24 protein-coding genes and 3 pseudogenes are annotated in these 23,822 nt (G+C 58.0%); 15 read left to right on the forward strand and 12 right to left on the reverse strand.

What is annotated here, in order from left to right; all coding sequences use genetic code 11:
* Positions 1-20 precede the first annotated feature (20 nt).
* Both AC1DNK_RS25120 and AC1DNK_RS25125 read right to left on the reverse strand, forming a co-directional pair.
* A protein-coding gene (locus tag AC1DNK_RS25120; protein ID WP_477943856.1) for an IS3 family transposase occupies positions 21-1,210 on the reverse strand; the annotation gives its coding sequence in 2 pieces (ribosomal slippage) (positions 21-958 and positions 958-1,210; 1,191 coding nt in all).
* A 95-nt stretch (positions 1,211-1,305) separates the two neighbouring features.
* Positions 1,306-2,043 (reverse strand): annotated as a pseudogene (locus AC1DNK_RS25125) (YeiH family protein); the annotation flags it as partial.
* Between the two features lie 115 nt (positions 2,044-2,158).
* On the opposite strand from AC1DNK_RS25125, the gene AC1DNK_RS25130 reads away from it, so the two are divergent.
* The 8 genes from AC1DNK_RS25130 (at position 2,159) to AC1DNK_RS25165 (ending at position 8,842) form a co-directional block, all read left to right on the forward strand.
* Complete coding sequence (locus AC1DNK_RS25130) at positions 2,159-3,040, forward strand: LysR substrate-binding domain-containing protein (RefSeq protein ID WP_477943857.1); 882 nt, start codon at positions 2,159-2,161, stop codon at positions 3,038-3,040.
* 667 nt (positions 3,041-3,707) lie between these two features.
* Positions 3,708-4,079, forward strand: coding sequence for a copper homeostasis periplasmic binding protein CopC (gene copC, locus AC1DNK_RS25135; protein WP_477943858.1), 372 nt, complete (start codon positions 3,708-3,710; stop codon positions 4,077-4,079).
* Entirely contained in the window at positions 4,076-4,960 is an 885-nt protein-coding gene (gene copD / locus AC1DNK_RS25140; RefSeq protein WP_477943859.1) for a copper homeostasis membrane protein CopD, read from the forward strand. Before copC ends, copD begins: the two co-directional genes overlap by 4 nt.
* Positions 4,961-5,077: 117 nt before the next feature.
* Positions 5,078-5,581 carry a DUF305 domain-containing protein gene (locus tag AC1DNK_RS25145; protein ID WP_477943860.1) on the forward strand — a complete coding sequence of 168 codons (504 nt, stop codon included), beginning with the start codon at positions 5,078-5,080 and terminating at the stop codon, positions 5,579-5,581.
* 13 nt (positions 5,582-5,594) lie between these two features.
* Positions 5,595-7,049, forward strand: coding sequence for a YncE family protein (locus tag AC1DNK_RS25150; protein WP_477943861.1), 1,455 nt, complete (start codon positions 5,595-5,597; stop codon positions 7,047-7,049).
* 54 nt (positions 7,050-7,103) lie between these two features.
* A complete protein-coding gene (locus AC1DNK_RS25155) occupies positions 7,104-7,628 on the forward strand; it encodes a sigma-70 family RNA polymerase sigma factor (protein WP_477943862.1) in 525 nt (174 codons plus the stop codon).
* A complete protein-coding gene (locus AC1DNK_RS25160; RefSeq protein WP_477943863.1) occupies positions 7,625-8,401 on the forward strand; it encodes an anti-sigma factor family protein in 777 nt (258 codons plus the stop codon). The genes AC1DNK_RS25155 and AC1DNK_RS25160 overlap by 4 nt, the downstream gene beginning before the upstream one ends.
* A gap of 306 nt (positions 8,402-8,707) precedes the next feature.
* Complete coding sequence (locus tag AC1DNK_RS25165; RefSeq protein WP_477943955.1) at positions 8,708-8,842, forward strand: aromatic-ring hydroxylase C-terminal domain-containing protein; 135 nt, start codon at positions 8,708-8,710, stop codon at positions 8,840-8,842.
* Between the two features lie 37 nt (positions 8,843-8,879).
* On the opposite strand, the gene AC1DNK_RS25170 is transcribed toward AC1DNK_RS25165, so the two are convergent.
* From AC1DNK_RS25170 to AC1DNK_RS25185, 4 genes are read right to left on the reverse strand one after another with little or no spacing between them, the layout of a single operon-like run.
* Positions 8,880-9,518: a glutathione S-transferase family protein gene (locus AC1DNK_RS25170; protein WP_477943864.1), complete on the reverse strand. Its 639-nt coding sequence runs from the start codon at positions 9,516-9,518 to the stop codon at positions 8,880-8,882.
* 11 nt (positions 9,519-9,529) lie between these two features.
* Positions 9,530-10,045 carry a cupin domain-containing protein gene (locus AC1DNK_RS25175; protein WP_477943865.1) on the reverse strand — a complete coding sequence of 172 codons (516 nt, stop codon included), beginning with the start codon at positions 10,043-10,045 and terminating at the stop codon, positions 9,530-9,532.
* A gap of 24 nt (positions 10,046-10,069) precedes the next feature.
* A complete protein-coding gene (locus AC1DNK_RS25180; protein WP_477943866.1) occupies positions 10,070-10,993 on the reverse strand; it encodes an alpha/beta fold hydrolase in 924 nt (307 codons plus the stop codon).
* On the reverse strand, positions 10,990-11,511 hold the full coding sequence (locus AC1DNK_RS25185) for an isochorismatase family protein (protein ID WP_477943867.1): 522 nt from the start codon (positions 11,509-11,511) through the stop codon (positions 10,990-10,992). Before AC1DNK_RS25185 ends, AC1DNK_RS25180 begins: the two co-directional genes overlap by 4 nt.
* Positions 11,512-11,830: 319 nt before the next feature.
* On the opposite strand from AC1DNK_RS25185, the gene AC1DNK_RS25190 reads away from it, so the two are divergent.
* The 6 genes from AC1DNK_RS25190 (at position 11,831) to AC1DNK_RS25215 (ending at position 18,737) form a co-directional block, all read left to right on the forward strand.
* The gene (locus AC1DNK_RS25190; RefSeq protein WP_477943956.1) at positions 11,831-12,583 is read left to right on the forward strand and encodes an IS6 family transposase; all 753 of its coding nucleotides are present in this window, start codon (positions 11,831-11,833) and stop codon (positions 12,581-12,583) included.
* Between the two features lie 128 nt (positions 12,584-12,711).
* Positions 12,712-12,924, forward strand: a complete 213-nt coding sequence (locus AC1DNK_RS25195; RefSeq protein ID WP_477943868.1) for a hypothetical protein — start codon at positions 12,712-12,714, stop codon at positions 12,922-12,924.
* 317 nt (positions 12,925-13,241) lie between these two features.
* Positions 13,242-14,750 carry a PAS domain-containing methyl-accepting chemotaxis protein gene (locus AC1DNK_RS25200; RefSeq protein ID WP_477943869.1) on the forward strand — a complete coding sequence of 503 codons (1,509 nt, stop codon included), beginning with the start codon at positions 13,242-13,244 and terminating at the stop codon, positions 14,748-14,750.
* A 203-nt stretch (positions 14,751-14,953) separates the two neighbouring features.
* Positions 14,954-16,813, forward strand: a complete 1,860-nt coding sequence (locus tag AC1DNK_RS25205; RefSeq protein WP_477943870.1) for a sensor domain-containing phosphodiesterase — start codon at positions 14,954-14,956, stop codon at positions 16,811-16,813.
* A gap of 187 nt (positions 16,814-17,000) precedes the next feature.
* On the forward strand, positions 17,001-17,234 hold the full coding sequence (locus tag AC1DNK_RS25210; protein ID WP_477943871.1) for a hypothetical protein: 234 nt from the start codon (positions 17,001-17,003) through the stop codon (positions 17,232-17,234).
* A 297-nt stretch (positions 17,235-17,531) separates the two neighbouring features.
* Positions 17,532-18,737, forward strand: coding sequence for a GGDEF domain-containing protein (locus AC1DNK_RS25215; protein ID WP_477943872.1), 1,206 nt, complete (start codon positions 17,532-17,534; stop codon positions 18,735-18,737).
* A gap of 179 nt (positions 18,738-18,916) precedes the next feature.
* Here the strand turns inward: AC1DNK_RS25215 and aqpZ are convergent, their stop codons facing one another.
* Positions 18,917-19,642 carry an aquaporin Z gene (gene aqpZ, locus AC1DNK_RS25220; protein ID WP_477943873.1) on the reverse strand — a complete coding sequence of 242 codons (726 nt, stop codon included), beginning with the start codon at positions 19,640-19,642 and terminating at the stop codon, positions 18,917-18,919.
* A gap of 286 nt (positions 19,643-19,928) precedes the next feature.
* Positions 19,929-20,333: an OsmC family protein gene (locus AC1DNK_RS25225; protein WP_477943874.1), complete on the reverse strand. Its 405-nt coding sequence runs from the start codon at positions 20,331-20,333 to the stop codon at positions 19,929-19,931.
* Between the two features lie 581 nt (positions 20,334-20,914).
* On the opposite strand from AC1DNK_RS25225, the gene AC1DNK_RS25230 reads away from it, so the two are divergent.
* The gene (locus tag AC1DNK_RS25230) at positions 20,915-21,118 is read left to right on the forward strand and encodes a cold-shock protein (protein WP_477943875.1); all 204 of its coding nucleotides are present in this window, start codon (positions 20,915-20,917) and stop codon (positions 21,116-21,118) included.
* Between the two features lie 64 nt (positions 21,119-21,182).
* Here the strand turns inward: AC1DNK_RS25230 and AC1DNK_RS25235 are convergent.
* From AC1DNK_RS25235 to AC1DNK_RS25250, 4 genes and pseudogenes are all read right to left on the reverse strand, one after another.
* A pseudogene (locus AC1DNK_RS25235) lies at positions 21,183-21,419 on the reverse strand (hypothetical protein); the annotation flags it as partial.
* Positions 21,414-21,657 (reverse strand): annotated as a pseudogene (locus tag AC1DNK_RS25240) (IS110 family transposase); the annotation flags it as partial. The pseudogenes AC1DNK_RS25235 and AC1DNK_RS25240, both read right to left, overlap by 6 nt.
* Positions 21,658-21,756: 99 nt before the next feature.
* Positions 21,757-22,935 carry a M20 aminoacylase family protein gene (locus AC1DNK_RS25245; protein WP_477943876.1) on the reverse strand — a complete coding sequence of 393 codons (1,179 nt, stop codon included), beginning with the start codon at positions 22,933-22,935 and terminating at the stop codon, positions 21,757-21,759.
* An 83-nt stretch (positions 22,936-23,018) separates the two neighbouring features.
* Positions 23,019-23,795 (reverse strand): amino acid ABC transporter ATP-binding protein, encoded by a 777-nt coding sequence (locus AC1DNK_RS25250; protein ID WP_477943957.1) that lies wholly within the window; start codon positions 23,793-23,795, stop codon positions 23,019-23,021.
* Positions 23,796-23,822: the final 27 nt, after the last annotated feature.

A 23,822-nucleotide genomic window follows, 5' to 3' on the forward strand; every position in this document is an offset into this window, starting at 1 on the left:
GGTGACCTGCCACTGAACTTTCATCCAGCGGCGGTTAGAGCCTCGGCGGCTTTGAATACGCCAAATGGCGCGGTGTGAGCAACCGGCGGAAACGCGAAGCTTTCATCTTGCGCAGCGTTGGAGCCGGTTGCGGCGATGGTCCCGGCATAGTCTGCCGGGGTCTGATATCCGAGCGATGAGTGCGGCCGGAAATGGTTATAATCGTCAGCCCATTCAGCGATGGCGCTGCGGGCATGATCGAGGCCGAAGAAGAGGCTCTCGTTGAGCAATTCGTCGCGCATGCGACCGTTGAAACTCTCGACATAACCGTTCTGCATTGGCTTTCCCGGCGCGATGTAGTGCCACTCGACCTTGTGATCTTTCGACCAGGCAAGAATGGCATTCGAGGTGAATTCGGTGCCGTTGTCGGAGACAATCATGTCAGGCTTGCCGCGTCGTTCGATCAGCGTCGTCAGTTCCCGAGCAACACGGCGACCGGAGATCGACGTGTCGGGGATTGCCGCCAGGCATTCGCGCGTCACATCATCGACAACGTTTAGCACCCGGAAGCGTCTACCGCAGGCAAACTGGTCGTGGACGAAATCCAGCGACCAGCGGGCATTGGCCTTCGCTTCGACCAGGATCGGCGCACGCGTGCCGACAGCACGCCGACGGGCCTTTCGCTTGCGAACGGAAAGCCCTTCCTCGCGATAAAGACGGTATATGCGATTGACCCCGGACGGCTCTCCGTCTCGCCGAAGCAGGATGAATAGCCGCCGGTAGCCGAAACGCCGTCGCTCATTAGCGAGGTCACGCAGCTTCGCTCGCAGATCGACCTCCGGCGGTCGATTGGACCGATAACGGATCGTCTTGCGGTCGGCGGATACGATCTGGCAGGCCCGCCGTTCCGAAAGACCCATGACGGCCTTCAGATGCGTGACGGCTTCACGCTTGGCGGCAGGCCCTACCATTTTTTTGCAAGAAGCTCGCGGAGCGCGGCTGCATCAAGCATCTGTTCGGCCAACAGCTTCTTCAGCCTGGTATTCTCGTCCTCAAGCGCCTTCAGCCGCTTCGCCTCGGACACTTCCATGCCGCCATATTTGGCTTTCCAGTTATAAAACGTCGCTTCTGAAATCCCGTGCTTGCGGCAGAGGTCGGCCGCCTTCGCGCCAGCCTCCTGCTCCTTCAGCACACCGATAATCTGCTCTTCCGTAAATCTCTGCTTCTTCATTCGTCCGTCCCTTAATAGGCCGGACTCTAATCCATTCTGGAGGAAATTCTCAGTGGCAGGTCAACCAGCGAATGACGGTGGCTGGTCCCGATGTCTTCCCCTTCGTTCTCCACTTTTACCAGGATACCGAGCACGAAGATGACCGGGCCGAGCATCAGGACGCGGACCAACTTGACCAGAGTACCGGTCTGGACAGCTAGGACGCCGACCGGTGCCGTTGCAGCCAGAACCTGTGGCACGGCATAGACCGAAAGACCTGCAAGCACGCCATATTGCGATGTACTCATCCCGGCATCGAAGTAAAGCATCGGCAGCAGGAATACGGCGAGCACGCCGAGCACAGCGGTAAACGATAGCGCTGCTGCTATCTCCTCCGAGCCTGCCTCGATGACCGGCGCAACGGCGACAATTGCTGAATTCCCGCAGATGGAATTGCCGCAGGCGATCAACGTTGCTAGTTTCGGTGGCAGTCCAAGCAGGCGACCTACCATGTAGCTGACTGCGATCGACAGGACGACGACGACCGCAATGCCGGCGATCAGCGCAACACCGGCACCACGGATGGCGGCGAGGCTGATAGATGCTCCAAGCAGGACAATGGCGATCTCGAGCAGGATCTTTGCGCTGAAATTGATGCCGGGGTGGTAGGAACTTGGCAGCGGCCGGATCGTGCAGACCGCGATCCCTAGAGCGATCGCCAGCACCAGACTCTCGATCCACTTGCGGCCGCACAGGATCATCTCTGCCCGTTCGCCGGCAAATGCGGCGATCGCGACAGCGGTGCAGAGAGTCAAGCCTGGGATGATGGGGGAGATGCGTTGGAGGTGGGTCATTTCTGTACTGCCGATCGGGCTGGTGTTTCCTGACGGCAGAATGTCTCACCTACAATCATCGACATCTATCGAATATTATCCTACGTTTTGTTAGATGAAATAGAATGATTCACTGATGACCTTTGAGCAGCTTGCAATTTTCGTCGCCGTCGCGGAGCGCGAACATCTGACCAATGCTGCAGACGCTATCCATCTCACGCCTTCTGCTGTCAGCACAGCTATCAAGAATCTCGAGGCGTATTACAGTGTGGAGCTCTTTCACCGCGTGGGACGTCGTATCGAGCTCACGCATACCGGCCGGACATTTCTCGACGAAGCCAGGGCGACGCTGGCACGCGTGCATTCCGCCGAGCTGATACTTTCGGAACTCGGCGGTCTGCAGCGCGGGCGCCTTACGCTTTGCGTCAGCCAGACGATCGCAAGCTACTGGCTTCCACCCATTCTGATGCGCTTCCATCGCGATTATCCAGGTATCGAACTCGATCTGGCGATCGGCAACACGCGAACGGTTTCCGATGCCGTGATCCAGGGGCAGGCGGAGCTTGGATTCGTCGAAGGCGAACTGGATGCCCCTGTGCTGTCTTCGCAGGTGGTCTCGCAGGATGCCTTGGTTGTCGTTGTTGGCGCCAGTCACCCTTGGGCCGACGGGCGAACCTTGTCCACGCAGGACCTCGTCGCCGGGAGCATGTGGGTGATGCGAGAGGAGGGATCCGGCACGCGGTCGGAATTCGAGAATGCGATCGACCAATCGGGTGGATCACACAGCGACCTGCAGATCGCACTGACGCTTCCCTCCAACGAGGCTGTGTTGTCGGCCGTCCGTTCTGGCGATTGCGCGGCAGCGATTTCGAGCGTTGCGGCCGGCCTTTATTTGCAACAAGGCTTGCTCGTTAAAGCGGCCTTCGATCTTCCGGTTCGAAATTTCCGGCTGCTACGCCATAAGGAACGCCACGCCAGCAAGGCGGCGTTGACGCTTGCGGCAATGTGCCGGTCTTGAAGCGGACCGAGCACGACCCGTTTTGTCAACTTTGTTGGCGGATCATGGAACACAATACCGCTCGGCCATTTTTCCCCGGGATGACGAGTCACGCCCTTGACGTGCTGGAACACGCCTGCACACCCCAGTAGCATCCTCCGGCGAGAATGGCCGTCTCGGACGTATCATTCACTGTTTCGTCTTGCGCTGGTGCGGGAATAACCCAGGCGTCTTCAGCGGCACATGAGGTCTGATAAAAGCCGAGCACGGCAATTGCTATCGCGAACACGCTGACGTATTCGGTCCCCTCTTTCCGCAGGATCGAATATTGGTCCCCGGTGAGGAGCTTGCGCCACGCCTCATCTGTGGCTTACGGGAAAAGTCCCGGCTGCCCTCGCAGTACCGGAGCTTGCCGCCAAACGGACACGAAGTCCGACAGCACCGACGCCGGCTGCCAGGATAAGAAGTCGTCTGTTGAGTTTCATGTCCATCACCAATGTCGCATGGTGGCTCGGTTGAGCCGTCTGCATGAGTGAACATCGCAGGCTTCGAATTATTCCAGCCGCCCGTATTTTCTGCGTACCGCCGCGACATTATCGCCCGCAATTTTCGTAGTTAGATGGAATAAACGCGCGTCCCGGATGTCCACATCGCTGGAAATCACTCCATGCATCGAAGGACATCTCGAATGAAACATACTTCTGTTCTCCTCGCGTTCGCCGGCGTCGGTGGCCTTTTTGCCGCCAGCCCAGCATTCGCGCATGCCCATCTCAAGAGCGCAAACCCCGCCGCCGACAAGGCGATCGTGTCGACCGCGCCGACGGCGTTGACCCTAGATTTCACAGAGGGTCTGAACCTTGCCTTTTCCGGCGCCGATCTGCTGGACGCTTCAGGTTCGCCGGCGCAGCAGGGCAAGGCGCAGCTGTCGAACGGAGACCACACCCTCAACATTCCTCTGCAGTCAACGCTCAAGCCCGGCGATTACACCGTCAAATGGCATGCTCTTTCGGCTGACGGTCACAAGACCGACGGTAGCTACAGCTTCACGGTCAAGCCTTGATTGATCCGCTAGGGCTTTGGATCTTCGGCCGTGTTGTTATCGACACGGCTCTCATGGTGCTCTGGGGGTGTACAGGATTCTTGTCCACCATCACTCCGCCACCGCTACGACCCGTACTCGCGCGGCGCGTATGGGGCATCTCCGTAATTTGCATAATGATGCTGGTCGTGGGGCTCCTGGCCATCCTTCCTGCGCAGATCGCGGTCGTGACCGATGATTGGCGCGCCACCGTCGACCCGCAAACGCTCTGGTCGTTTCTCACGCTGACGAGCGGTGGGCGGGTATGGGATATTCTTGCCGGGGGTTCGTTACTGCTTGGACTGGGCCGTTGGCTTCAGCCCCGCCGCCATGCTCTTGTGGCCGTTCTGGCCGGCTGCTGCTTGGCGAGCCTTTCCCTCACAGGGCATGCGGCGATGACGACCGGCCTTCAGCGCGCTCTACATGCCAGCATCGACATCGTCCATATTCTTTCCGCCGGAGCATGGCTCGGCGGTCTTGTCGCTTTCGTATTTATTATGGCGGCGACGCATGACATTCCTCAGCGGCCTCACGCAGTGGTGGCGTTGTCCCGATTCTCGACACTGGGCCACGTCGCCGTCGGACTTGCAATCTTGAGTGGGGTAGCCAATAGCCTGCTCATCCTGGGACATCTACCGACAAACTTGCAGTCGCCTTATCAAACACAGCTGCTCATCAAGATCGGGCTTGTTGTGATCATGACGCTTACAGCCGTCGTCAATCGATATGTTTTCGTTCCCCTCTTGCGGAAAAGGCAGCGGTTTGCGGAAACGGCGCTGCAGGCCGGTGCGACCTTCGAGCTCTTGCTTGGTGTGATCGCAGTCACACTCGTTGCCGCCTTTGGAACGATGGACCCGTCCTGATACTGCGGGATGCCGCGATCCGGTGCAGCATCCAGAAAAATTTCAGATTGACCGGAATAATCCGCTGTCGGCGATGTCTACCCCTCTGAACTCTTCGAGAGCGATCAGGAGATAACAATGACCGCCTTCTTTCGCAGTACCCGTATTCTTGTCACCACATCGCTGCTCGCCATCGTCTCGGTATCGGCGTTTGCCCAGGATGCACCAGCCCATCATCACGAAACCGCTTCCGGCACCACCGGCGAAGCACCGTTCCTGCAGGAAAACGACGCAGCCATGGTAAAAATGATGAACGACATGGCGGTCAAGCCGACAGGCGATGTCAATCGCGATTTCGTCGAGATGATGCTCCCGCATCACCAGGGCGCCATCGACATGGCCGTTGCCTATTTGCGCTACGGCAACAACGAGCAGCTCAAGCGGATCGCCCAGGAGATCATCGTCGATCAACAGCAGGAAATCGCCGCCATGCGCTTGGCGCTTGGCGATCCGCTCCCGGCCTTCGACGCGGCGCCGACGCAGGTCGATCCCAAAGAGACGAAGGCAGCACAGAACTCCGACCAAGAGACGTCATCGAAGGCCCCGGCCATGCAGATGATGATGATGAAACCGGCCAATTGAAAAGGACCGAGACATGAGAACCAACCTGAAGATCCTTGCACTTCTGGCAAGCACCGTGCTTGCCCCCGTGGCAGCCTTTGCGGGCCAGGCGCCTGGCCTTGCCTCCGATCCGGACATTCCGATCAGCCACAAGGACCGCGTCTATGCGGCCGAGCAGTTCTCCAATACGGTGTCGGTCTCCGATCCGGTCGACAACAAACTGCTTGGTGTCATCAAGCTCGGCGATCCCCAGCCCGGCAACCTGAGCCCCCTTTACAAGGGCCAGGTCCTCGTCCACGGCATGGGGTTCTCCCCGGATCACAAGACGCTCGCCATCGTGTCGATTGGTTCAAATTCGGTCACCTTTATCGATACGGCGACCAATGCCGTGAAGCACACGACCTATGTCGGCCGTTCCCCGCACGAGGCCTTCTTTACGCCTGACGGCAAAGAAGTCTGGGTGACGGTGCGTGGCGAGGACTATATCTCAGTCATTGATGCGAATACTTTCGAAGAAAAGACCCGCATCAAGGTTGCTTCCGGTCCGGGCATGCAGATATTCTCGCCGGATGGCAAGTATGGCTATATTTGCTCATCCTTCAATCCGGATGTCGCTGTGGTCACCGTCGCAGACCATCAGATCGTTGGCCATGTGAAACAGGCGAGCCCGTTCTGCCCGAACATCGCGGCTTCGGCTGATGGCAAGCAGGTCTGGTTTACGCTGAAGGATGTCGGCAAGACGCAGGTCTTCAATGCCGAGGCACCCTTTGACCTCATCAAGACGCTGGACACCGGCCCGATCACCAACCACGTCAACCTCGTCGTCAACAAGAACGGCAGCTTTGCTTATGTGACGGTTGGTGGCCTCAACGAAGTGAAGGTGTTTCGCACCGACAACTTCGAGCAGGTCGCCACTATCCCAGTCGGCAACCTGCCGCACGGTATCTGGCCGTCAGGCGATGGCACGCGCGTTTATGTCGGGCTTGAAAACGCCGACCAGTTCGCTGTCATCGATACTTTGACCAACAAGGTTATCGCCAACATCCCGATCGGCCAGGCGCCGCAGGCCGTAGCCTATGTTCCGAACGCCGTGCCCGAAGGCGATGGCATGCAGAATCTCGTGCCCCTCGGTGCCGCGGGTGATGCTGCCCATCTCAAGCTTGCAACCAAGGGAGACAAGAACAAGAAGCAGACAACGAGCGTGACCCTGTTCAATCAGGGGCTGACGCAGGTCGTCCAGGCTGCGGTTGCCGGTTTGGATCCCAAAAAGCCCTACATCCTTGCTCTCGCCGATAAACCAGACGGTAGTGGCGAGTTCCAGAGCCTCGCGGCCTTCATGACCAATCCGGCTGGTTCGGCTATTGTCAACGCCGTCGGTCCGATCCGGCAGATCGTCGAAGCCAAGCACAAGGACGAAAAGCGCTATCTCGTCGTCGCCACCTCGGCCGATGGAAAGCCAGGCGAAATCGTTCAGGTTCAGGCAGATTAAGTGAAAGTGGCCCGCCCGATCGGGGCGGGCCACCCCACAGGAAGCTGAATACGGATGGATGATCTTCTCTCTCAGGTCGAGCCGATGATCCCGGCATTGCGACGCTATGCCCGTAGTCTCGTTCACGACACGGTCGCCGCTGACGATCTTGTGCAGGACTGCCTTGAACGGGTGATCTCTCATTGGCAGCGGCGCCGCAATGATGACGCTCGCACCTGGGTCTTCACAATCCTGCATAATCTTGCGGTCAACCGACTGCGGCAGGCCGCCCGGCACGGCCGGCATGTCGGCATAGAAGACATCGCGGAAGATCTGATGTCACAACCCCCGACACAGGAGGACGATCTTGCAAGAGCCGATGTCTCCTCGGCGATCCAGCAACTGCCGGAGGAACAGCGAAGCGTGCTGCTGCTGGTATCGGTCGAAGACCTTAGTTACGCCCAGGTCGCCGAAGTCCTGGCAATTCCGATCGGAACCGTGATGTCGCGACTGTCGCGCGCACGTGAGCGCCTGCGGCAGATCTTGGAAAATCCCGCCAGGGGCGCTAGACCGGGCTCGCATCTGCGGAGAGTGAAATGACAGACAGGCCAATCACCGAAGACGATCTGCACGCCTATATCGACGGGCGGCTCGACGCTGCACGTGGGGACGAAGTTTCCGCATATCTCGAAAAGCATCCTGATGTCGCCAGCCGGACAGCGTCCTATAACGCACAGCGCACAATTCTTCACCGCGCCCTCGATCCAATTGCTGACGAGCCGATCCCGATCAGGCTCAATCTCAATCACATGATTGACACGCGTCGGAAAAACAGGGTCTCCACTTGGCGGCTTGCCGCGGCAGCCGTCGTGCTTCTGTTCGCTGGCGGATCCGGCGGCTGGTACATGCGCGATATGACGCTCCCCCCAACCGAAGGTGTGGTCGCCCTCGCCCGGGAAGCCTCTGACAGTTTCGCCACCTATGCGGCAGATCGGACCAGACCGGTGGAGCTCCGGGCCGACAATATGGTCGAGCTGGTAGACTGGGCGACGGAACGAATGGGGCAGAAGCCTGTCCTGCCGGACCTGTCCAAATCCGGATACCGGCTGATGGGCGGCCGAGTGGTCTCCACGCCTCATGGTGCCGGCTTAATGCTGATGTATGACAATGACCAGGGCACGCGCCTTGTCATGTTGACGAGACCGATGGCCGTGGACCAGACTCGGACGATGACGCCCCATTCTCAAGGCAAGGTAGACGGCTGGGCCTGGGCATCGAACGGGATGGGTTATAGTCTTGTAGGCTCGTTACCCTCCGAGGCGTTGCATCCACTCGCTGACGATATTCGCCGGCAGGTGCAGGGCGAGGCCTGAACTTCAGCCGGGATTTTAGATGCATAGTAATCCTGGGCGTAGATGCTCTCGCCACGGACCATCAGCGTCAATTGGCGCTTACCCTCGCCGCACTGGCTGCCAAATCCATTAGACGTGTCGAAACGACCAGGGGCAACGCCATCGCCGGTGAGAAGGGATGAGCCTTTACACCACTTGGAACGACAAAAAAGATACCTCAAATTCCTCGGGCGCTATTTGAGATGCCTTAAGATCGGCGGCTGGCGAAGCTAAGCGGATATCGCTTTGTCGCATCTTGCCGCGAGAATGGCTTGCAGATTCGGAAAGATGATAAGCTCACCTCCGCGCTTGACGAGGCGATTGGGCTTGTCTGCGGTGCTCGTGCGACCAGATGGCTTCGTCGCTTGGGTTAGTGATGCTGTCCCGAGCTATGAGGAATTTGGTAAAGCCGTGTCGCGTTGATTCGGCAGTGTCGATGCGTAGTTATTGAGATGTGCAACTAGCGCTCGTTCCACAAGCTTTGAACTTTTCGAACAGAAGGGCGGGCGACAAGCCGCTGCAAGTGAGTCTGTACGTTTACCGACAGTGTAATCCCATTTGGCGCGGCCCATCGCTCGACGTAAAACAACGCTGCGTCGGCCAGGGTGAACCGGTCACCGACTGCGTAGTCATGGCGGCCGAGTTGCGGATCAAGTATTGCAAACGCGGTTTCGACGACTTGCAAGCCCTGACGTTTTACCGAAGCATTTCCTAGCCCAAATGTTCCGTGCAGCATATCCTGCGGTTCAAACGCTTGTGGCACGAATATGCGTCCATAGCCCTGGCCGTGGATTGTACCCTCCACATAATCCAGAATCTCGACCATTCGAGATTCGGTGTCTGGATCACTCGGAACAAGCCCGGCATCTGGATTGGTGCGCGCCAGCCAAGTCGCGATTGCGCCGAATTCCGTCAAAACCGACCCGTCGTCGCGCACGAGCGTTGGAACTTTGCCTTTCGGATTAATCTCCAGGAAGGGTGGCGCTCTGGTTGCGCCACCCCCCACATCGATCTGCTCGGTTTCGTAAGGCTTGCCGATTTCCTCCAGCAAGACATGGATTCCAATCGCGCACGTGTGGGGACCCCAGTAGAGTTTCATCGCGCGGCGTCTCAGACGAGCAATTCGGTACGATATTTGGGCGAGAGCTCTTTCGCGAGCTTACCCTTAGCGGCCTGCTCTTCCGGGTTGAGTTTAGGTGGAGGTGCGTCGCGGCTTTCTACCGGGACTCCCACCGCCATGAAGAATTCATCCTGACCGGCCGGGGTACACATGCACAACATGTGGACGGTGCTACCAGAGATGTTCTTGAATACGTGCGGTGCATTCGCGGGAATGTTAACGCTCACAGGTGCTCTGACAGTCTGCGTCTCGCCGTGAAATGTGAATTCGAGTTCGCCCTCGAGAAGGGTGAACATTTCCTCGAAGTCGTGACGGTGGGGCGGCGGGCCGCTCCCGTCGGGAACGAGCATGTCGATCAAGCAATATCGGCCGTTTGTGTCTTGCCCGGAGACAAGGATCGTATAGGTATCTCCAACCACCGAAACATGGCGCACATCCGCGCCATCAGGATTGGAAACAGTGAGATTGCGGTTCTGGTCGTCGGCAGGAATCGAAGTTGCTGACATATCAATCTCCTTGGGTTTGCGTGTTTAATTGCGGATCCGGGCAGCCATTTCCAATATGCGGTCTATGACGGCCTTTGGCGCTTCCTCCGGCATGAAGTGCCCGCAGTTCGTCTCGACGGACGCTTCGACGTTTTGCGCCACAAGGCGAACAGCCTCGCCGACCTTGGCGCCCAGCCCTTTTTCGCCGCCCATGGCCATAACGGGCGGCGTTATCTTGGCGGCCATCAGCGGTTCGGTCTGCTCGATGCTGGTGAACGCCGCGCGATAGATGCCCAGGCTGCCAAGCACCCCTTCCTGCCCGGAAAACGTCCGAAGATATTCGTCCACGACTTCGGGCGAAAAAACGTGCTTCTGCACTGTCGCACCGCCCTCGTAAAACCACCCGAGGAATGCGCGTTCGTTGCCGACGATCAGGCGTTCGGGAACGCCCGGTGCCAGCGGCAGGATCCACCACCACATGGACCCCCGCGTCATCGCCTGCGGGGTGTAGGAGAACACTTTACGCAGCATATCTCCAAGCATGACCGGGGCTTCGATATAGAGAAGCCCGGAAACCTCCTGTGGATAATCGGCGGCCCAGATCAGAGCCGGCAAGGCGCCCATGTCGTGGGCAGCGAGGATGACTGGCCTACCACCGCCAAAACCGATCTTGGCGACAAGCGCCCGCATTTCCTCAGACAGTGCGCGGGCATCGTACCCTGCCACGCCTGGCGGTTTATCGCTGTCGCCATAGCCACGCATGTCGGGAACAAGCACTGCCATACCGGCGTCTGCAAGTGACGGCGCGACCTCCCGCCAAGCATGACTGGTGGATAAAAAGCCGTGCCAGAGGATAACCGGCTGACCATCGGGGTTGCCACCGATCAAGGCATGCAACTTCACGCCGTTTATGGATACTATTTCGCTCCGAAATCCCGCAATTCCGGGCCCTGCTCCGTCCGTCTTCATGGCTTTGCCCATTCGACAGGCAGCATCGGCGAAATAGCGGTCATCGCTTTAACCAGTGGACCGCCCTGCGGGGTGCTCCAGTCCTGAACAAGTTCCGCGACCATGGTGTTTGTCGAGGTTAGCCAAACGCCGGAACGTTCCATGCGGCGTCGAGACATATCCTCGCCGATTTCGGTATCCGTGCCGGAGGCGTCCATCACCGCCTGCACCTCATAGCTTGCCTCCACGGCCGATATGGCGGGAAAAACGAGACATATATCGGTCGTGACGGCGGCCATGATAAGCTGACGGCGTCCGGTGGCCTCGATTGCCTTGACAAAATTAGGGTCCGTCCAGGCGTTGACGATCCCGCTTCGCTTTACTCTTTTGGCATAAGCGTCGGGCATCGCTTGCTGGATAGCCGGGTGCAACGGCCCCTGGATGTGATCCTCCTGACTGGATGTCAGAACGATCGGCATTCCATATGCCAGCGCTGCCTGGCCAAGAAGCACGGCGTTGCGGACCGCTGTATCCGGCATGATGTTCTTGACCAGTTGAACCGTTCCAACTTGATGATCTATAGCACGAGCGCAGCGGAGTCCGGTGTAAAATGGGGAGACATATCTTTTCCTTTCCAGGTTTGTGCTTATTGGCTGAGAGCGGGGTAATCGGTGTACCCGCGCGGTCCTTCACCGTAGAAAGTAGACGGGTCGGGCTTGTTGAGTTCCGCATCCCTTCGGAAACGCTCAGGGAGATCTGGATTGGCGATGAAAGGTGGGCGTGTCGCAAACTTTCTGGGTTAACTGCATGTTGACGATCGCCGGAGAAATTCCCGCTTCCGATGTTGTGGAGCGTGCCATGATTCTGAATGCCATCGCTGAGAAGCTAAAGCGCCAGTCGAAGGACGATTTCAAAGGGCGGCATTTCGAGGCATGGCTCATCGTGCAGGCAGTGACCTGGTATCTGCGCTATCCGCTCAGCTACCGAGACTTGGAAGAGATGTTCCGAGAACGCGGTTTTGAGGTCGATCACAGTACAATCAATCGCTGGGTTCTCGCCTATGCACCACTAATCGAGAAACGGCTACGTCAGTTTCGTCGCCCGCATTGTGGCTCGATCCGGATCGATGAAACCTACGTCAAGATCCGCGGCAAGTGGCGTTACCTGTACCGTGCCATCGACAAGCATGGAAACCCGATCGACTTCCTGCTCACCGCAAAGCGCGACCTTGATGCCGCGAAGCGATTCTTTCGAAAGATGCTCAAGGACGAGCCGCTCCTCTCGCCGGGGAAGATCGGCACCGACGGCGCCAGCACCTTCCCCTCAACGATCAAGGCGGCAGTCGATGATGGGCACCTGCACCCGGATCCGGTTCACTATGTTACCAAGCATCTACAGCAAGGCATCGAGAGCGACCACTTTCGAGTGAAAAAGAACATGCCGAAGATCGGCGGATTCCAATCTTTCAGCTCGGCGCGCAGAACGATTGCAGGTTTCGAAGCGATGCTCTGGCTGAAGAAGGGCTTCGGCTTCACGGGTGAGTGGACCGTCAATGATCAGAACGATCTGCTCGCGCGCCTCTTCGGACTTCAAAAAGTTAATAAAGCGTGAAGCCCACCCCATTCGGGGTGAACTGCGGCCAAACCCCAACTTTGCGACAAGACCCTTGCGGCTACTGGCGGCGCGGCAAGCAAACCTTCTCTACGGCCGCGATCTTTCAGCCGCGCTGAACGATCTTGATGAAGCTATCCGTCTGGATCCCTTGCAAGCGGGTTTTCGTCACCCGTGCGTCCATCCGGAGTTGGCTCGGACAATCCGACCGGGCCATGGCCGATCTGAACCAGGCGCTATCGGTCGAGCCGAATTCGGTGCACGCGCTGACCAATCGCGGTCTCGCGTTTGCCACCAAGGGGACGTGGCTCGAGCGCTCCGTGACTACGACGCCGCTCTGATATTGACGCCTGACGATGCAGGCCTTTACGGCTTCCGCGCCGCCGCGCGGCGTCAGGCAGGTGACGAAGCGGGGGCTAAGGCCGATGACGCAAAGATGGCGGAGTTAATGTTCCGTGCAAGCCAATAGAGATCTTGCATCCGCTACCCACATCCAAACCCATGCTATTTTAAGGTTCTCATTCGGCTGCGATCCAAACCCATTTGGCGGAAGAAGCCGACAATATCCCTGCACTCCTGCGGGTAGACGCACGAATTCATTATATCTAAATTTCTACTTGATAACCTAACTCTTCTTTTAGCATAGAGTGGGGATCACATGTTCAGCGGCGCGAAAAGCAAACGGATTGCGGAACTCCAACACAAGCTCGACGCGGTTCTGGAGCGTTCGAACCTGTTGGATGAAGCCTGTGGGATTGGCCTGTGGGAGGCCGTGTTGCATAATGGCGACGCGCTTCACGCGGAAAGCCTTTGGACATGGTCGGCGGAATTCCGTCGTTTGATTGGCTATAGTGACGTGCAATCGTTCCCCAACGTTGTCCAGTCGTGGTCGGACAAGCTTCATCCTGATGATGTTGCACCGACCTTTGCCGCCTTTGGAAAGCACCTCGAAGACAAGACTGGCAAGTCCAGGTACAGCGTCAATTATCGCCTGAAAATGCGCGACGGTTCGTACCAGTGGTTCCGGGCAACAGGCGGGTGCGCCCACCAAGCGGACGGAAAGACGATCAGAGCCTGTGGATCTCTCACCAATATCAACGACCAAATTCTCTTGCAGGAGCGGATGGAAAAGGAAGCCGCGAGCGATCAGGTGACTGTCAGTGCTCTGGCCGAAGCTCTTGCCGAACTTGCCCACGGGAACCTGACCCATCGCATCACCGCGGAATTCTCTGCAAAGACTGCAGCCCTCCGTTCCGATTTCAACGAGACAGCTGCCAAGCTGCAGGACACCTTGAACGCCGTGTCTGTCGCAGCGTCCGGCATTCTCTCCGGATCGAGCGAAATCAGCACGAGCTCTGACGACCTGTCGCGAAGAACGGAACAGCAAGCGGCTTCCCTCGAGGAAACCGCCGCTGCCCTTGACCAGATTACGGTCAACGTCGCTAACTCATCCAAGCGTACCGAGGAAGCCCGTTCAGTTGCTGTCCAGGCCAATAGCAGCGCCGCGCAATCGGAAAAAGTTGTCTCCAATGCCGTCGACGCCATGCACAAAATCGAGCAGTCTTCGAACGAGATTTCCAACATCATCGGCGTCATCGACGAGATCGCTTTCCAGACCAACCTTCTGGCTTTGAACGCGGGCGTCGAGGCGGCGCGTGCGGGTGAGGCGGGCAAGGGCTTTGCGGTGGTCGCGCAGGAGGTGCGTGAACTCGCCCAGCGTTCTGCCAAGGCCGCTAAGGAGATCAAGGATCTGATCCGGAATTCGTCCGTCGAGGTTCAGAGCGGTGTCAAGCTGGTCAGCGAAACCGGTGAAGCCTTGAAAACCATCGAAGGCTATATCGTCACCATCAATCAGCACATGGACTCCATCGCCACTTCGGCCCGCGAGCAGTCTGTGGGTCTTGCCGAAGTCAATACGGCCGTCAACCAGATGGACCAGGTCACTCAGCAAAACGCAGCTATGGTCGAAGAAAGCAATGCAGCAAGCGCCACTCTCGCCGAGGAGGCTGGACGTCTCAATCAGTTGATCTCGCAGTTTCAGCTAGATTCTCCGCAGCGTCCCAATTCTTCCGTCAAGTCGGCAGGTGCGAACCACCGGCCTGTTCCATCGCCGGTGAGCCGAATGACAGGCAATATCTCCGGGGCCTTCTCTGGCAACGCTGCTTAATCGTTGACTCGGACGCACCTTTACGTGAGGTCGCCTTAAGCGTTCATCGCTTCAGGCGACCGGGACTTTTCCGAAAACGTTGTTCGAAAATGAGATTACTCGCGGCTTAGGTAAAACCAGCGATTCAGCATGCCTCCAGATTACCGGTTCGGTTAACGCCGCGGGCATCCGGCGATGCTACGCCTAGTGGTGAAGGAGCGGCCATGTTGATAGAAGTTCAAAACAGTATTCTAAAAATGGTCGCCCAAGGCGACGATCTCCATACAACGCTCGAGACGCTATGCTTCGAGCTCGAAAGACTGTTGCCAGGAACACGCGCATCAATCCTGACCCTCGATATCCGCGGTCTGCTCCATCCTTTCGTGGCTCCGAGTTTACCAGATGACTATTCGGCGGCCCTGGATGGCATTGCGATCGGGCCGGCTGCAGGATCATGTGGGACAGCCGCATACCTGCGGCGCGTTGTCGTGGTAGATGATATCGAGAGCGATCCGAGGTGGTCCGCTTCCAAACATCTCGCGCGGGCTGCAGGCCTGAAAGCCTGCTTTTCCAGCCCAATCTTCGGCAGCAAGGGCCAGGTTCTTGCGACATTTGCGCTTTATTTCGATGAGACTCGCGGACCAACAGCCTTCGAGCAAAGTGTGGTGGAAGGGTGCTTGCCGCTGTGCATGATCGCTCTGGAGCGTCACGAACGGGTACTCGAGCGGGAACGTCTCGCCTACACCGACGCCCTGACCGGGCTAACCAATCGCGCCAAATACAACAAGGACCTCGAAACCCTACCTGCATCGGGTTGGTCGCTCTTGCTGATCGACATCGATAACCTCAAGACCGTCAACGACACGTTCGGTCATTCGGCTGGGGACGACCTTATTGCGGCCGTCGCGTTACGCATTGCTGACGCAGCAGCACCCTCTGTAGCCTACCGTATTGGTGGCGACGAATTTGCTGTCATTCTCAATGAAGGAGCAAGTGACGATCTGGTTAAGCTCGCTGAACGTATCGGTCAGAGCGTCAGCGTACCGGCAGTCTGCGGCGAGCATACTGCATTCCCGACCGTCACCATCGGTATCGCCCTCGCGCTCGCCGGCCTCAGCGTTGCCCAGGTTCGGCAAAATGCCGACATCGCCCTCTACCATGCCAAGGAAGAGAACCGCGGAGGCGTGCTCATTTACGACGCCGATCTGACGACAGCGATCTCCAGACGTTCGGAAGCGATCCACAAGGTGGCTGCCGCACTAAAAGATGACAGGATAGAAGCCTGGTACCAGCCGATCGTTCGCATTGACACCACAGAGATTGTTGGTGTGGAGGCTTTGGCCCGTATGCGCGCCATGGACGGAACGATCGTGCCGGCCGCCGAATTTTTTGAAGCGACCAAGGATGCTCAGGTCGCGGCCGCACTAACGCGACGCATGATCGAGTGCATCGCTCGCGATGTGGGCGAGTGGCTAAGACTTGGCATACCGTTTCAGCATGTAGGCATCAACCTGTCTGCCGCGGATTTCTCATGCACGGATTTGCCCGAGAGCCTTGAGGACGCGTTCAAGCGTGAGGGGGTGCCGCTACACCATGCCGTGCTGGAAGTAACGGAGTCCGTCTATCTCGGTGACCGCGATCGACGTGTCGCCAAAAAAATCGCGTCTTTGCGCGCCGCAGGCTTGCGTATTGCCCTCGATGACTTCGGAACGGGTTTTGCGTCTCTTACCCATCTGATCACCGTGCCAGTCGACATTATCAAGATCGATAAGTCTTTCACCGATCTTCTCGGACCTAACGATCCCGGAACGAGTATCGTCGAGGGTATCCTCCACATCGCCAAACGCCTTGGCATCAAGGTCGTCGTCGAGGGTATCGAGACGCTCGAACAGGCCGAGCTCCTCCTTGAGCGGGGCTGTGTCCTCGGTCAGGGTTATCTGTACTCGAAGGCTCTCCCAGCCGATCAGATCTGCACGCTTCTGCGCGAACGCGGACAGACACGGGACAGCGTTTCAGAACTGAAGGCTACCCTCGACAGCATGCGTGGCGAGCCACGTTTCCTCCCTCGACGAGACACAGCTTGATCAGCCGGTCTTCGTCTCGCACAAGTGCCGCCGCGAAATTACTATTCCGCAAATTTATCTCACCCAGCGCAACTAGGAATATCCCAGTCCATTCGGGTACTGTTCATTCTGGTCTCTCGACGTGCGGCCATATGGATACAGTGCCTTTATAAGTGGCGCACAATAATGCGGCGCCAAGGAGACCTGGATGGACCTGCTTTTCGACAAGACCGGTGAAGTGCAGAATACGCCCCTGTTGGGTTTCCGCACGGTCAATGTTCTCGGTATCCTGGCCGTGGTGAAGCTCGACTTCAGGCAAGATGGGGAAACGCCTACCTCTGTCCAACTTTCGCTTACGGCGCAACAATGCCGTGAACTTGGCCGACAGCTTCTGTCCCAAGCTGACGTGCTGGAACTGGAGCGGCCGACGGCGCCGCAGTGAGTATTTTCGACCAACACCATAGTCCCGCGGCAACTGTTGAGACCATTCGTTCAGGGTTGCACCAATCTACTCGACAACCGCAGCCCCAATATTCCGGCCCGGCTGCGATCGGCGGTCTTAGAGGAAAACCCAAAACGTCTGGGTTTCACCCAATCCGCGCGAAGTAGGCACCTCGCAGCGCCTTCCAATTCGCCAATCCCGCGAAGGACGACCTTCGCTCAAATGCATCATAAAATATTCACGCGGTTTTTATCGAGGATGAATAGCTGTTGCGGTGTCTTGAAAAAGGGGAGCCGAGTGCCGGATTTTTTCACGCTGTATGTCGTTGTCCTGCTTCTCAACCTGTCGCACTGCCTGATCTGGAGCTTGATTGCCTATCGTTACAGGGATCTTCAGGCCGCGAGGTATTGGCTTGCCGGCAGTGCCGCGAGCGTCGTTGGCGGGGTTGCGCTTTCGCTTCAGGGCGAAAGCGGCTTGATGCTGAACACTGTCGCAGGCAATGGCTTCATTATTCTCGGCTTTTACCTGAACTGGTGTGGCGCGCGGTGCTTGCACGGCGACAAGGCGAATTGGATCCACGCATTATCCTTGCTAGCCGGCAGCATTTTCCTGATGCTCGCCACGTTCCACCTCTGGTATGGCCGCAATCCGGTTTACACATTGGCTCAGTCAATCCCGCTAGCATTGACAGCAATCTACCTGATGCGACGCTCCCGCCGAGACCTGGGGGCGATCGTTGCCAGCACAGCCATGGCCATGGGCGGGTTGTCCCACTGCGTCATCGCTTGCGGTAACGTGCTTATCGTCACTGGCCTGAACCCTGACCTCCAGCTTTATCAGGCGGCATCGATCGATCTTCTCGTTTTTTTGTTTGCCGCCGTCATCTGGAACTTCGGGTTTCTCATATGCGCTTTCGACCGGCTGCAAGCGAAGGTCGAGCAGCTGGCAAATGAGGATGAGCTGACGGGGATCGCAAATCGCCGGATGTTCATGACCCGCCTGAATGGGATTTGCGGAGAACAGGACGGCGTCAGTTTCAGTCTGCTGCTGTTCGACCTCGACCGGTTCAAGGCCATCAATGACAAACATGGCCACGCCGCGGGCGACGCGGCACTCAAGCACGCTGCCGCAGTAATCACCAGGCAGTTGCGAAAAGGCGATCTGTTCGCCCGGCTCGGCGGGGATGAATTCAGTCTGCTTCTGCCGGGCACAACGGCAGTGGAGGCGACAGCAATCGCCAAACGGATCGTGAGCGCAGTAAAGGCCACGACCGCTACATGGCAAACCCTTCAGCTAAGCCTCACAGTGAGCATCGGGATTGTTTCGTTGGAAGGGAGTCGAATTAGCCCGGAGACTCTCTTAGAAAATGCAGACCGTGCGCTTTACGAAACAAAACGTAGGGGCCGGGATGGGTACAGCCTGTTTGGCTCCCCTTCCGAATCCGCGAGCAATATCGTTCGCCTAGGCGACTTCTCGGCTTCCGGCTCCGCCGCCAGGACCTAGGCGGGATGCCGACTGGTCTTTACGGCGACCAATAGGTTCGAGCGGCTCCCTATGAAAGAGTCGCAGCCTGGCGAGAGAGAGAAGCCCCTCGTTGGGAGGGGCTGCGCAAAAGTTGGGCCATGTACAGTCGGCGGTTTCTACGGAAGTAGAGTCGCGCCCGGCCAGACTATCTGTCGCAGTCACTTGGCGGGCGCAGAGCCAACGATCTGGCCGCTTGGCTCTGAACTCAGCCAGCGATAGGTCACACCACCGACGATACCGCCAGCGATCGGCGCGATCCAGAACAGCCACAACTGCTGCAACGCCCATCCGCCTGCAAATAGAGCCACGCCGGTGCTGCGGGCCGGATTGACCGATGTGTTGGTCACGTCGATGCTGATCAGGTGGATGAGCGTCAAACCAAGACCGATTGCCAGTGGCGCGAAGCCAGCGGGCGCTTTGCCGTGCGTGGCCCCCATGATGATGAACAGGAACACTGCCGTCAGCACGAATTCCGCCACCAGGCAGGCGAGCATGGAATATTGCCCAGGAGAATGCTCTCCGTAGCCATTCGAAGCGAACCCACCGGTGACGTCGAAACCGGCCTTGCCGCTGGCGATGACATAGAGAACAGCAGCTCCGATGACGCCGCCGATGACCTGCGCTGCGATGTACGGTACAATCTGGTTGGCGGGGAAACGACCACCTGCGGCCAATCCTACCGTCACGGCCGGATTAAGGTGGCACCCCGAGATATGGCCGATCGCGTAGGCCATTGTTACGACTGTCAGGCCGAAGGACAATGAAACCCCAAGGTATCCAATGCCGACATTGGGCAGGCCCGCAGCGATCACAGCGCTCCCGCAGCCGCCAAACGTCAACCAGAATGTGCCAATCGCCTCGGCTGAATATTTCTTCATGTTCATGGATTGCCCCATTTTAGCCAAGTCCCCACGACTGGCATCCGAAGGCGATACTGTGCGTAGATTGCGCGAAGCCGACATACATTCAGGTAATGACCTAAGAAAGCTGTTACTTTCGAGGAGACGAAGAAGGGCGCCGCCGAGAGCATTTTTCCTGCTCGCCGAGCGGTTACTGGATGACGCCGTTTGCAAGCTCAGCAACCACTCCGTCAAGGTACTATGGTCCGCTATGCGGCCTTCCATCCACGATCAGCATCTTCGAAATAAGCGGATCACTCCGTTCCAGCAATCAGACCATTTTCAGCATGGTCTGGACGCCACGATTGAGAGAATTCGCTACAGTGCAGATCGACCAGGCTTTATCGATCAAGGGTTTCGGGTCGGACCCGTCCAATGTCGTGCATTTCACGGAAAGGACGGCGCTGGTGGCGATAAGAGGCACACCGTCCAGTTCCAGCTGTACGGTTACGACTATCTCTCCGATCTCGACGCCGAGATCATGGGCTACATATCGGAGGTCGTTACAGTAGCAACCTCCGACCGCCAAAGCGAGTAGCTGCCCGCCGTTGAAGCCGAGGCCCGAACCACCGGCCTTGCCTTCGGGCCTATCGACCACGATGGTATGGCCTCCGGCCCAACCAACTGCGGCTTCCGTGCCGACGATATTCCGCAATTCGACGATCGACTGAACCATGCCTTCACTCCCTCCGTATGGTTTCATGGCAGGCTCATGGCGTAAGCGGACCAAGTCAAGCAGGATCATCATTGACTGATGCTGATGTCGCCAGCTTCCAATAGTTTAGAACAACAGGAGCTTGAAACCGGTCATATTTCGGGGCTACTCTCAGCAATCCTCATGGCGAGCTCTGCATGTTCTATGTCATCAATCGGCGTTGAAGATCGTGGAGCAACCAGCTTCCTGCGCGCCCCAGAGGCCGGTTGCGAATATGAGCCGCATAGACTTGTAGCGTTCCGTCCTGCGACAGACTTCCTGTAGCGATGTCCAATATTTTGAGCCGACCTGCCGCAATGTATGGCTCGACCAGATAGGGTGGCATCTTGCACCAACCAAAGCCTGCAAGCAGGAAGTCGAGGCGACGGGCCAGATCGACAAACCTCCAGACCCGACGACTGATGACCCGGTAGCTCGGACCATCCGTGTCGAGGGCGTCAGACAGGACCAGTTGCACATGGGCGCGGTTGTTGAGCAAGCAATCGCACTATAAAAAGCCTGTCGCAGAGTCAAATGGTTGCGGGATTTGAAGAGGAACTGTCATGCCCACCGGTACTTTTAAATTTTTCGATGATGACAAGGGATTTGGTTTCATCACACCGGAGACTGGCGGAGCGGATGTCTTCGTGCACGTGTCTGCTTTGCAGCAAGGCGGGTCGGTGAGCGAAGGTGACAAAGTCAGCTTCGAGGTGGGGCAGGATCGCAAGACCGGAAAGTCCAAGGCCGAGAACGTCAGCTTACTCTGATCCTTGACGAGTCGATTAGCCTGCCTATGAACTGGCAGGCTAACTGCACCCTACATCTGCGGATTTACTGAAAATTCCGGCTCTTCACTTTCAGCGTGTCGATGTGCAGGTCAGGGATATAATTTCACGCGCCTTGACGCCCATCGGCGGCCGCTCGCGGCTATCCGGGCGGCCGGGCGAACTCGTTGCCCCGTCTTGACGGCAACCGGAAACAATCCCGCTCGCCCAGACTCGCCAGATCGCTGGCCAGATCGAACATCCGTTGCGCCACCAGATGCACGACGCCCTCTTCTCGCTTCACATAGACTTGGGGGATGAGCCGAACGTCATGGCCCATGCTCGCAAACTCTCGCCCCCAATAATGCGCCGTAACACACGCCTCCATGGCAACCAAACACGGCCGAAGTCCGGCCATAAATCTCGGGAAACTGCGATCGCGACAGTTTCTCGCGAAACAAAACCCGGCCATCGGCTGTTGCGCCGTGAACTTGAAAAATCTGCTTTGCAAGGTCGACGCCGACGGTGCTAATTTCCTCCATGGATGCCTCCTCCTGTGTTGGTGACGTAAGGCATCACCATCTTGGCACACTGCGATGCCGGTGGGATGGGCATCCAAGCCATCAGTGCAAATCAACATCTTAACGAAGAAATTTTTCCGCGAGCCTCGCCCACATCGCCGCCCCGACGGTGAGACTCTCGTCGGCAAAGTTGTATTTCGAGCTGTGCAGAATCTGCGAATCGACCCCGTTGCCGAGGCGTAGGAAGCTGCCTGGACGTTGCTCCAGAAAGTAGGCGAAATCCTCACTACCGGGGATGAGGTGGCAGGTGGAGACGTTTTCGATTCCAAAGAGTTCTTCCGCGACGCTCCGAGCAAACGCCGTCTCTGCATCCGAATTGACGACCACGGGATAGCCGTGCTCGAACAAGACCTCAGCAGTCGCGCCGTGCCCCTCTGCCACCGCCTGCGTCATCGCATGAATACGCTGTTCGAGGAGCGCGCGTATCGTCGGCTCGAAGGAACGAACGCTCAACGACAGCGTCGCGGTGTTTGGGATGACGTTCGATGCCTCGCCGGCATGGATTGCGCCAACCGTGATCACAGCAGTCTGGGTGGGGTCGACATTGCGCGAAACGATGGACTGCAGCGAAACAACGAGTGTGCAGGCGATAACCACCGGATCGACCGTCAAATGCGGACGGGAGGCGTGGCCGCCCCTTCCTGTGATGCTGATCTTCACAGTATCGGCAGCCGCCATCAGCGGGCCGGACCGCATCAGCCAATGTCCGGCAGGTGCGCCGGGATGATTGTGCAGGCCGAAGATCGCGTCGCTGGGAAAGCGTTCGAACAGACCGTCAGCGATCATCGCCTGCGCGCCACTTCCCACACCTGCCTCTTCGGCCGGCTGGAAGATCAAGTTGACCGTCCCGTCGAACCGGCGGGTCCTGGCAAGATATTCCGCTGCGCCAAGAAGCATGGTCGTGTGCCCGTCGTGCCCACAGGCATGCATTCGACCGGGGACAGTGCTCGCATAGGCGAGGCCAGTCTCTTCCGTGATCGGTAGAGCGTCCATATCCGCGCGGATGGCGACGCTTTTCGAGCCGGATCCGACCTTGAGGCGCGCCACCACGCCATGTCCACCAACATTGCGGGCGACTTCATACCCCCAGCCTTCAAGCTTGTCCGCCACGAAGCGCGCGGTTTCGATCTCTTCGAACGAAAGTTCCGGATGGGCATGCAGGTGATGCCGCGTTTCAATGAGGTCGTTCTTGATCGCATCGAAGTCGGAGATACGGGCATAGGCATTGTCGCGTGTCATCGGATGATCCAGAGTTCAGGCTAAGGGAATGGGCTGCGCTCCTTTAGCGAAGCGCAGCGTCTGGGGCGGGTCAGGCGCTGGCTTCAGATGAAGCGGGACAGGAAGGCCTGCGTGCGCGGATGCTGAGGTTTTCCGAGGACATCTTCCGGACGTCCCTGCTCCACGATGTGGCCGCCATCCATGAAGACGACGCGGTCGGCGGCCTCGCGCGCAAAACCGATCTCGTGGGTAACGACGATCATCGTCAGGCCCTGGCTCGCCAGGTCGCGCATGGTTGAAAGCACCTCCCCCACCAGTTCCGGATCGAGCGCCGAGGTCGGTTCGTCGAACAGCATAAGCTTCGGCTTTATCGCCAGCGCGCGCACGATCGCGACACGTTGCTGCTGGCCGCCCGAGAGATGCCGCGGATAGCTGCCGGCCTTTGCCGTCAGTCCGACGCGATCGAGAAGCAGCATCGCATTGTCGGTTGCTGCCTTCCGGCTCTCGCCGTGTATGCCGACTGGCGCCTCGATGATGTTCTGCAACACGGTCATGTGCGGATAGAGGTTGAACTGCTGGAAGACCATGCCGATCTTGCGCCGCTGCCGGGCAATGGCGTTGCTCGACAGCTTTTCCAGCCGGTCGTTCTTCAGGCGGTAGCCGATCTGCTCGCCGTCCACGAAGATCGACCCCTTGTTGATCGCCTCGAGATGATTGATGCAGCGCAGGAATGTCGACTTGCCGGAGCCAGACGGCCCGAGAATGACGACGACCTCGCCGGGAGAGACATCGAGGTGGATGCCTTTCAATACCTCGAGTCGGTCGAAGGACTTATGGACGTTACGCGCAGCGACGAGAGGTGCAACCGGCGCCGTTTCGATACTTTGCAGGATAGTAGTCGCCGGGAT

Source organism: Rhizobium sp. 01N424 (assembly GCF_056399485.1).

Coding starts and splice junctions, on each gene's coding strand:
- copC (WP_477943858.1), top strand. CDS start 3,708: ATGAAACATACTTCTGTTCTCCTCGCGTTCGCCGGCGTCGGTGGCCTT.
- AC1DNK_RS25170 (WP_477943864.1), bottom strand. CDS start 9,518: ATGAAACTCTACTGGGGTCCCCACACGTGCGCGATTGGAATCCATGTC.
- AC1DNK_RS25245 (WP_477943876.1), bottom strand. CDS start 22,935: ATGACACGCGACAATGCCTATGCCCGTATCTCCGACTTCGATGCGATC.
- AC1DNK_RS25210 (WP_477943871.1), top strand. CDS start 17,001: ATGGACCTGCTTTTCGACAAGACCGGTGAAGTGCAGAATACGCCCCTG.
- AC1DNK_RS25180 (WP_477943866.1), bottom strand. CDS start 10,993: ATGAAGACGGACGGAGCAGGGCCCGGAATTGCGGGATTTCGGAGCGAA.
- AC1DNK_RS25185 (WP_477943867.1), bottom strand. CDS start 11,511: ATGCCGGATACAGCGGTCCGCAACGCCGTGCTTCTTGGCCAGGCAGCG.
- AC1DNK_RS25195 (WP_477943868.1), top strand. CDS start 12,712: ATGAAGCTATCCGTCTGGATCCCTTGCAAGCGGGTTTTCGTCACCCGT.
- aqpZ (WP_477943873.1), bottom strand. CDS start 19,642: ATGAACATGAAGAAATATTCAGCCGAGGCGATTGGCACATTCTGGTTG.
- AC1DNK_RS25150 (WP_477943861.1), top strand. CDS start 5,595: ATGAGAACCAACCTGAAGATCCTTGCACTTCTGGCAAGCACCGTGCTT.
- AC1DNK_RS25145 (WP_477943860.1), top strand. CDS start 5,078: ATGACCGCCTTCTTTCGCAGTACCCGTATTCTTGTCACCACATCGCTG.
- AC1DNK_RS25160 (WP_477943863.1), top strand. CDS start 7,625: ATGACAGACAGGCCAATCACCGAAGACGATCTGCACGCCTATATCGAC.
- AC1DNK_RS25155 (WP_477943862.1), top strand. CDS start 7,104: ATGGATGATCTTCTCTCTCAGGTCGAGCCGATGATCCCGGCATTGCGA.
- AC1DNK_RS25165 (WP_477943955.1), top strand. CDS start 8,708: ATGATAAGCTCACCTCCGCGCTTGACGAGGCGATTGGGCTTGTCTGCG.
- AC1DNK_RS25225 (WP_477943874.1), bottom strand. CDS start 20,333: ATGGTTCAGTCGATCGTCGAATTGCGGAATATCGTCGGCACGGAAGCC.
- AC1DNK_RS25230 (WP_477943875.1), top strand. CDS start 20,915: ATGCCCACCGGTACTTTTAAATTTTTCGATGATGACAAGGGATTTGGT.
- AC1DNK_RS25205 (WP_477943870.1), top strand. CDS start 14,954: ATGTTGATAGAAGTTCAAAACAGTATTCTAAAAATGGTCGCCCAAGGC.
- AC1DNK_RS25200 (WP_477943869.1), top strand. CDS start 13,242: ATGTTCAGCGGCGCGAAAAGCAAACGGATTGCGGAACTCCAACACAAG.
- AC1DNK_RS25130 (WP_477943857.1), top strand. CDS start 2,159: ATGACCTTTGAGCAGCTTGCAATTTTCGTCGCCGTCGCGGAGCGCGAA.
- AC1DNK_RS25190 (WP_477943956.1), top strand. CDS start 11,831: ATGATTCTGAATGCCATCGCTGAGAAGCTAAAGCGCCAGTCGAAGGAC.
- AC1DNK_RS25175 (WP_477943865.1), bottom strand. CDS start 10,045: ATGTCAGCAACTTCGATTCCTGCCGACGACCAGAACCGCAATCTCACT.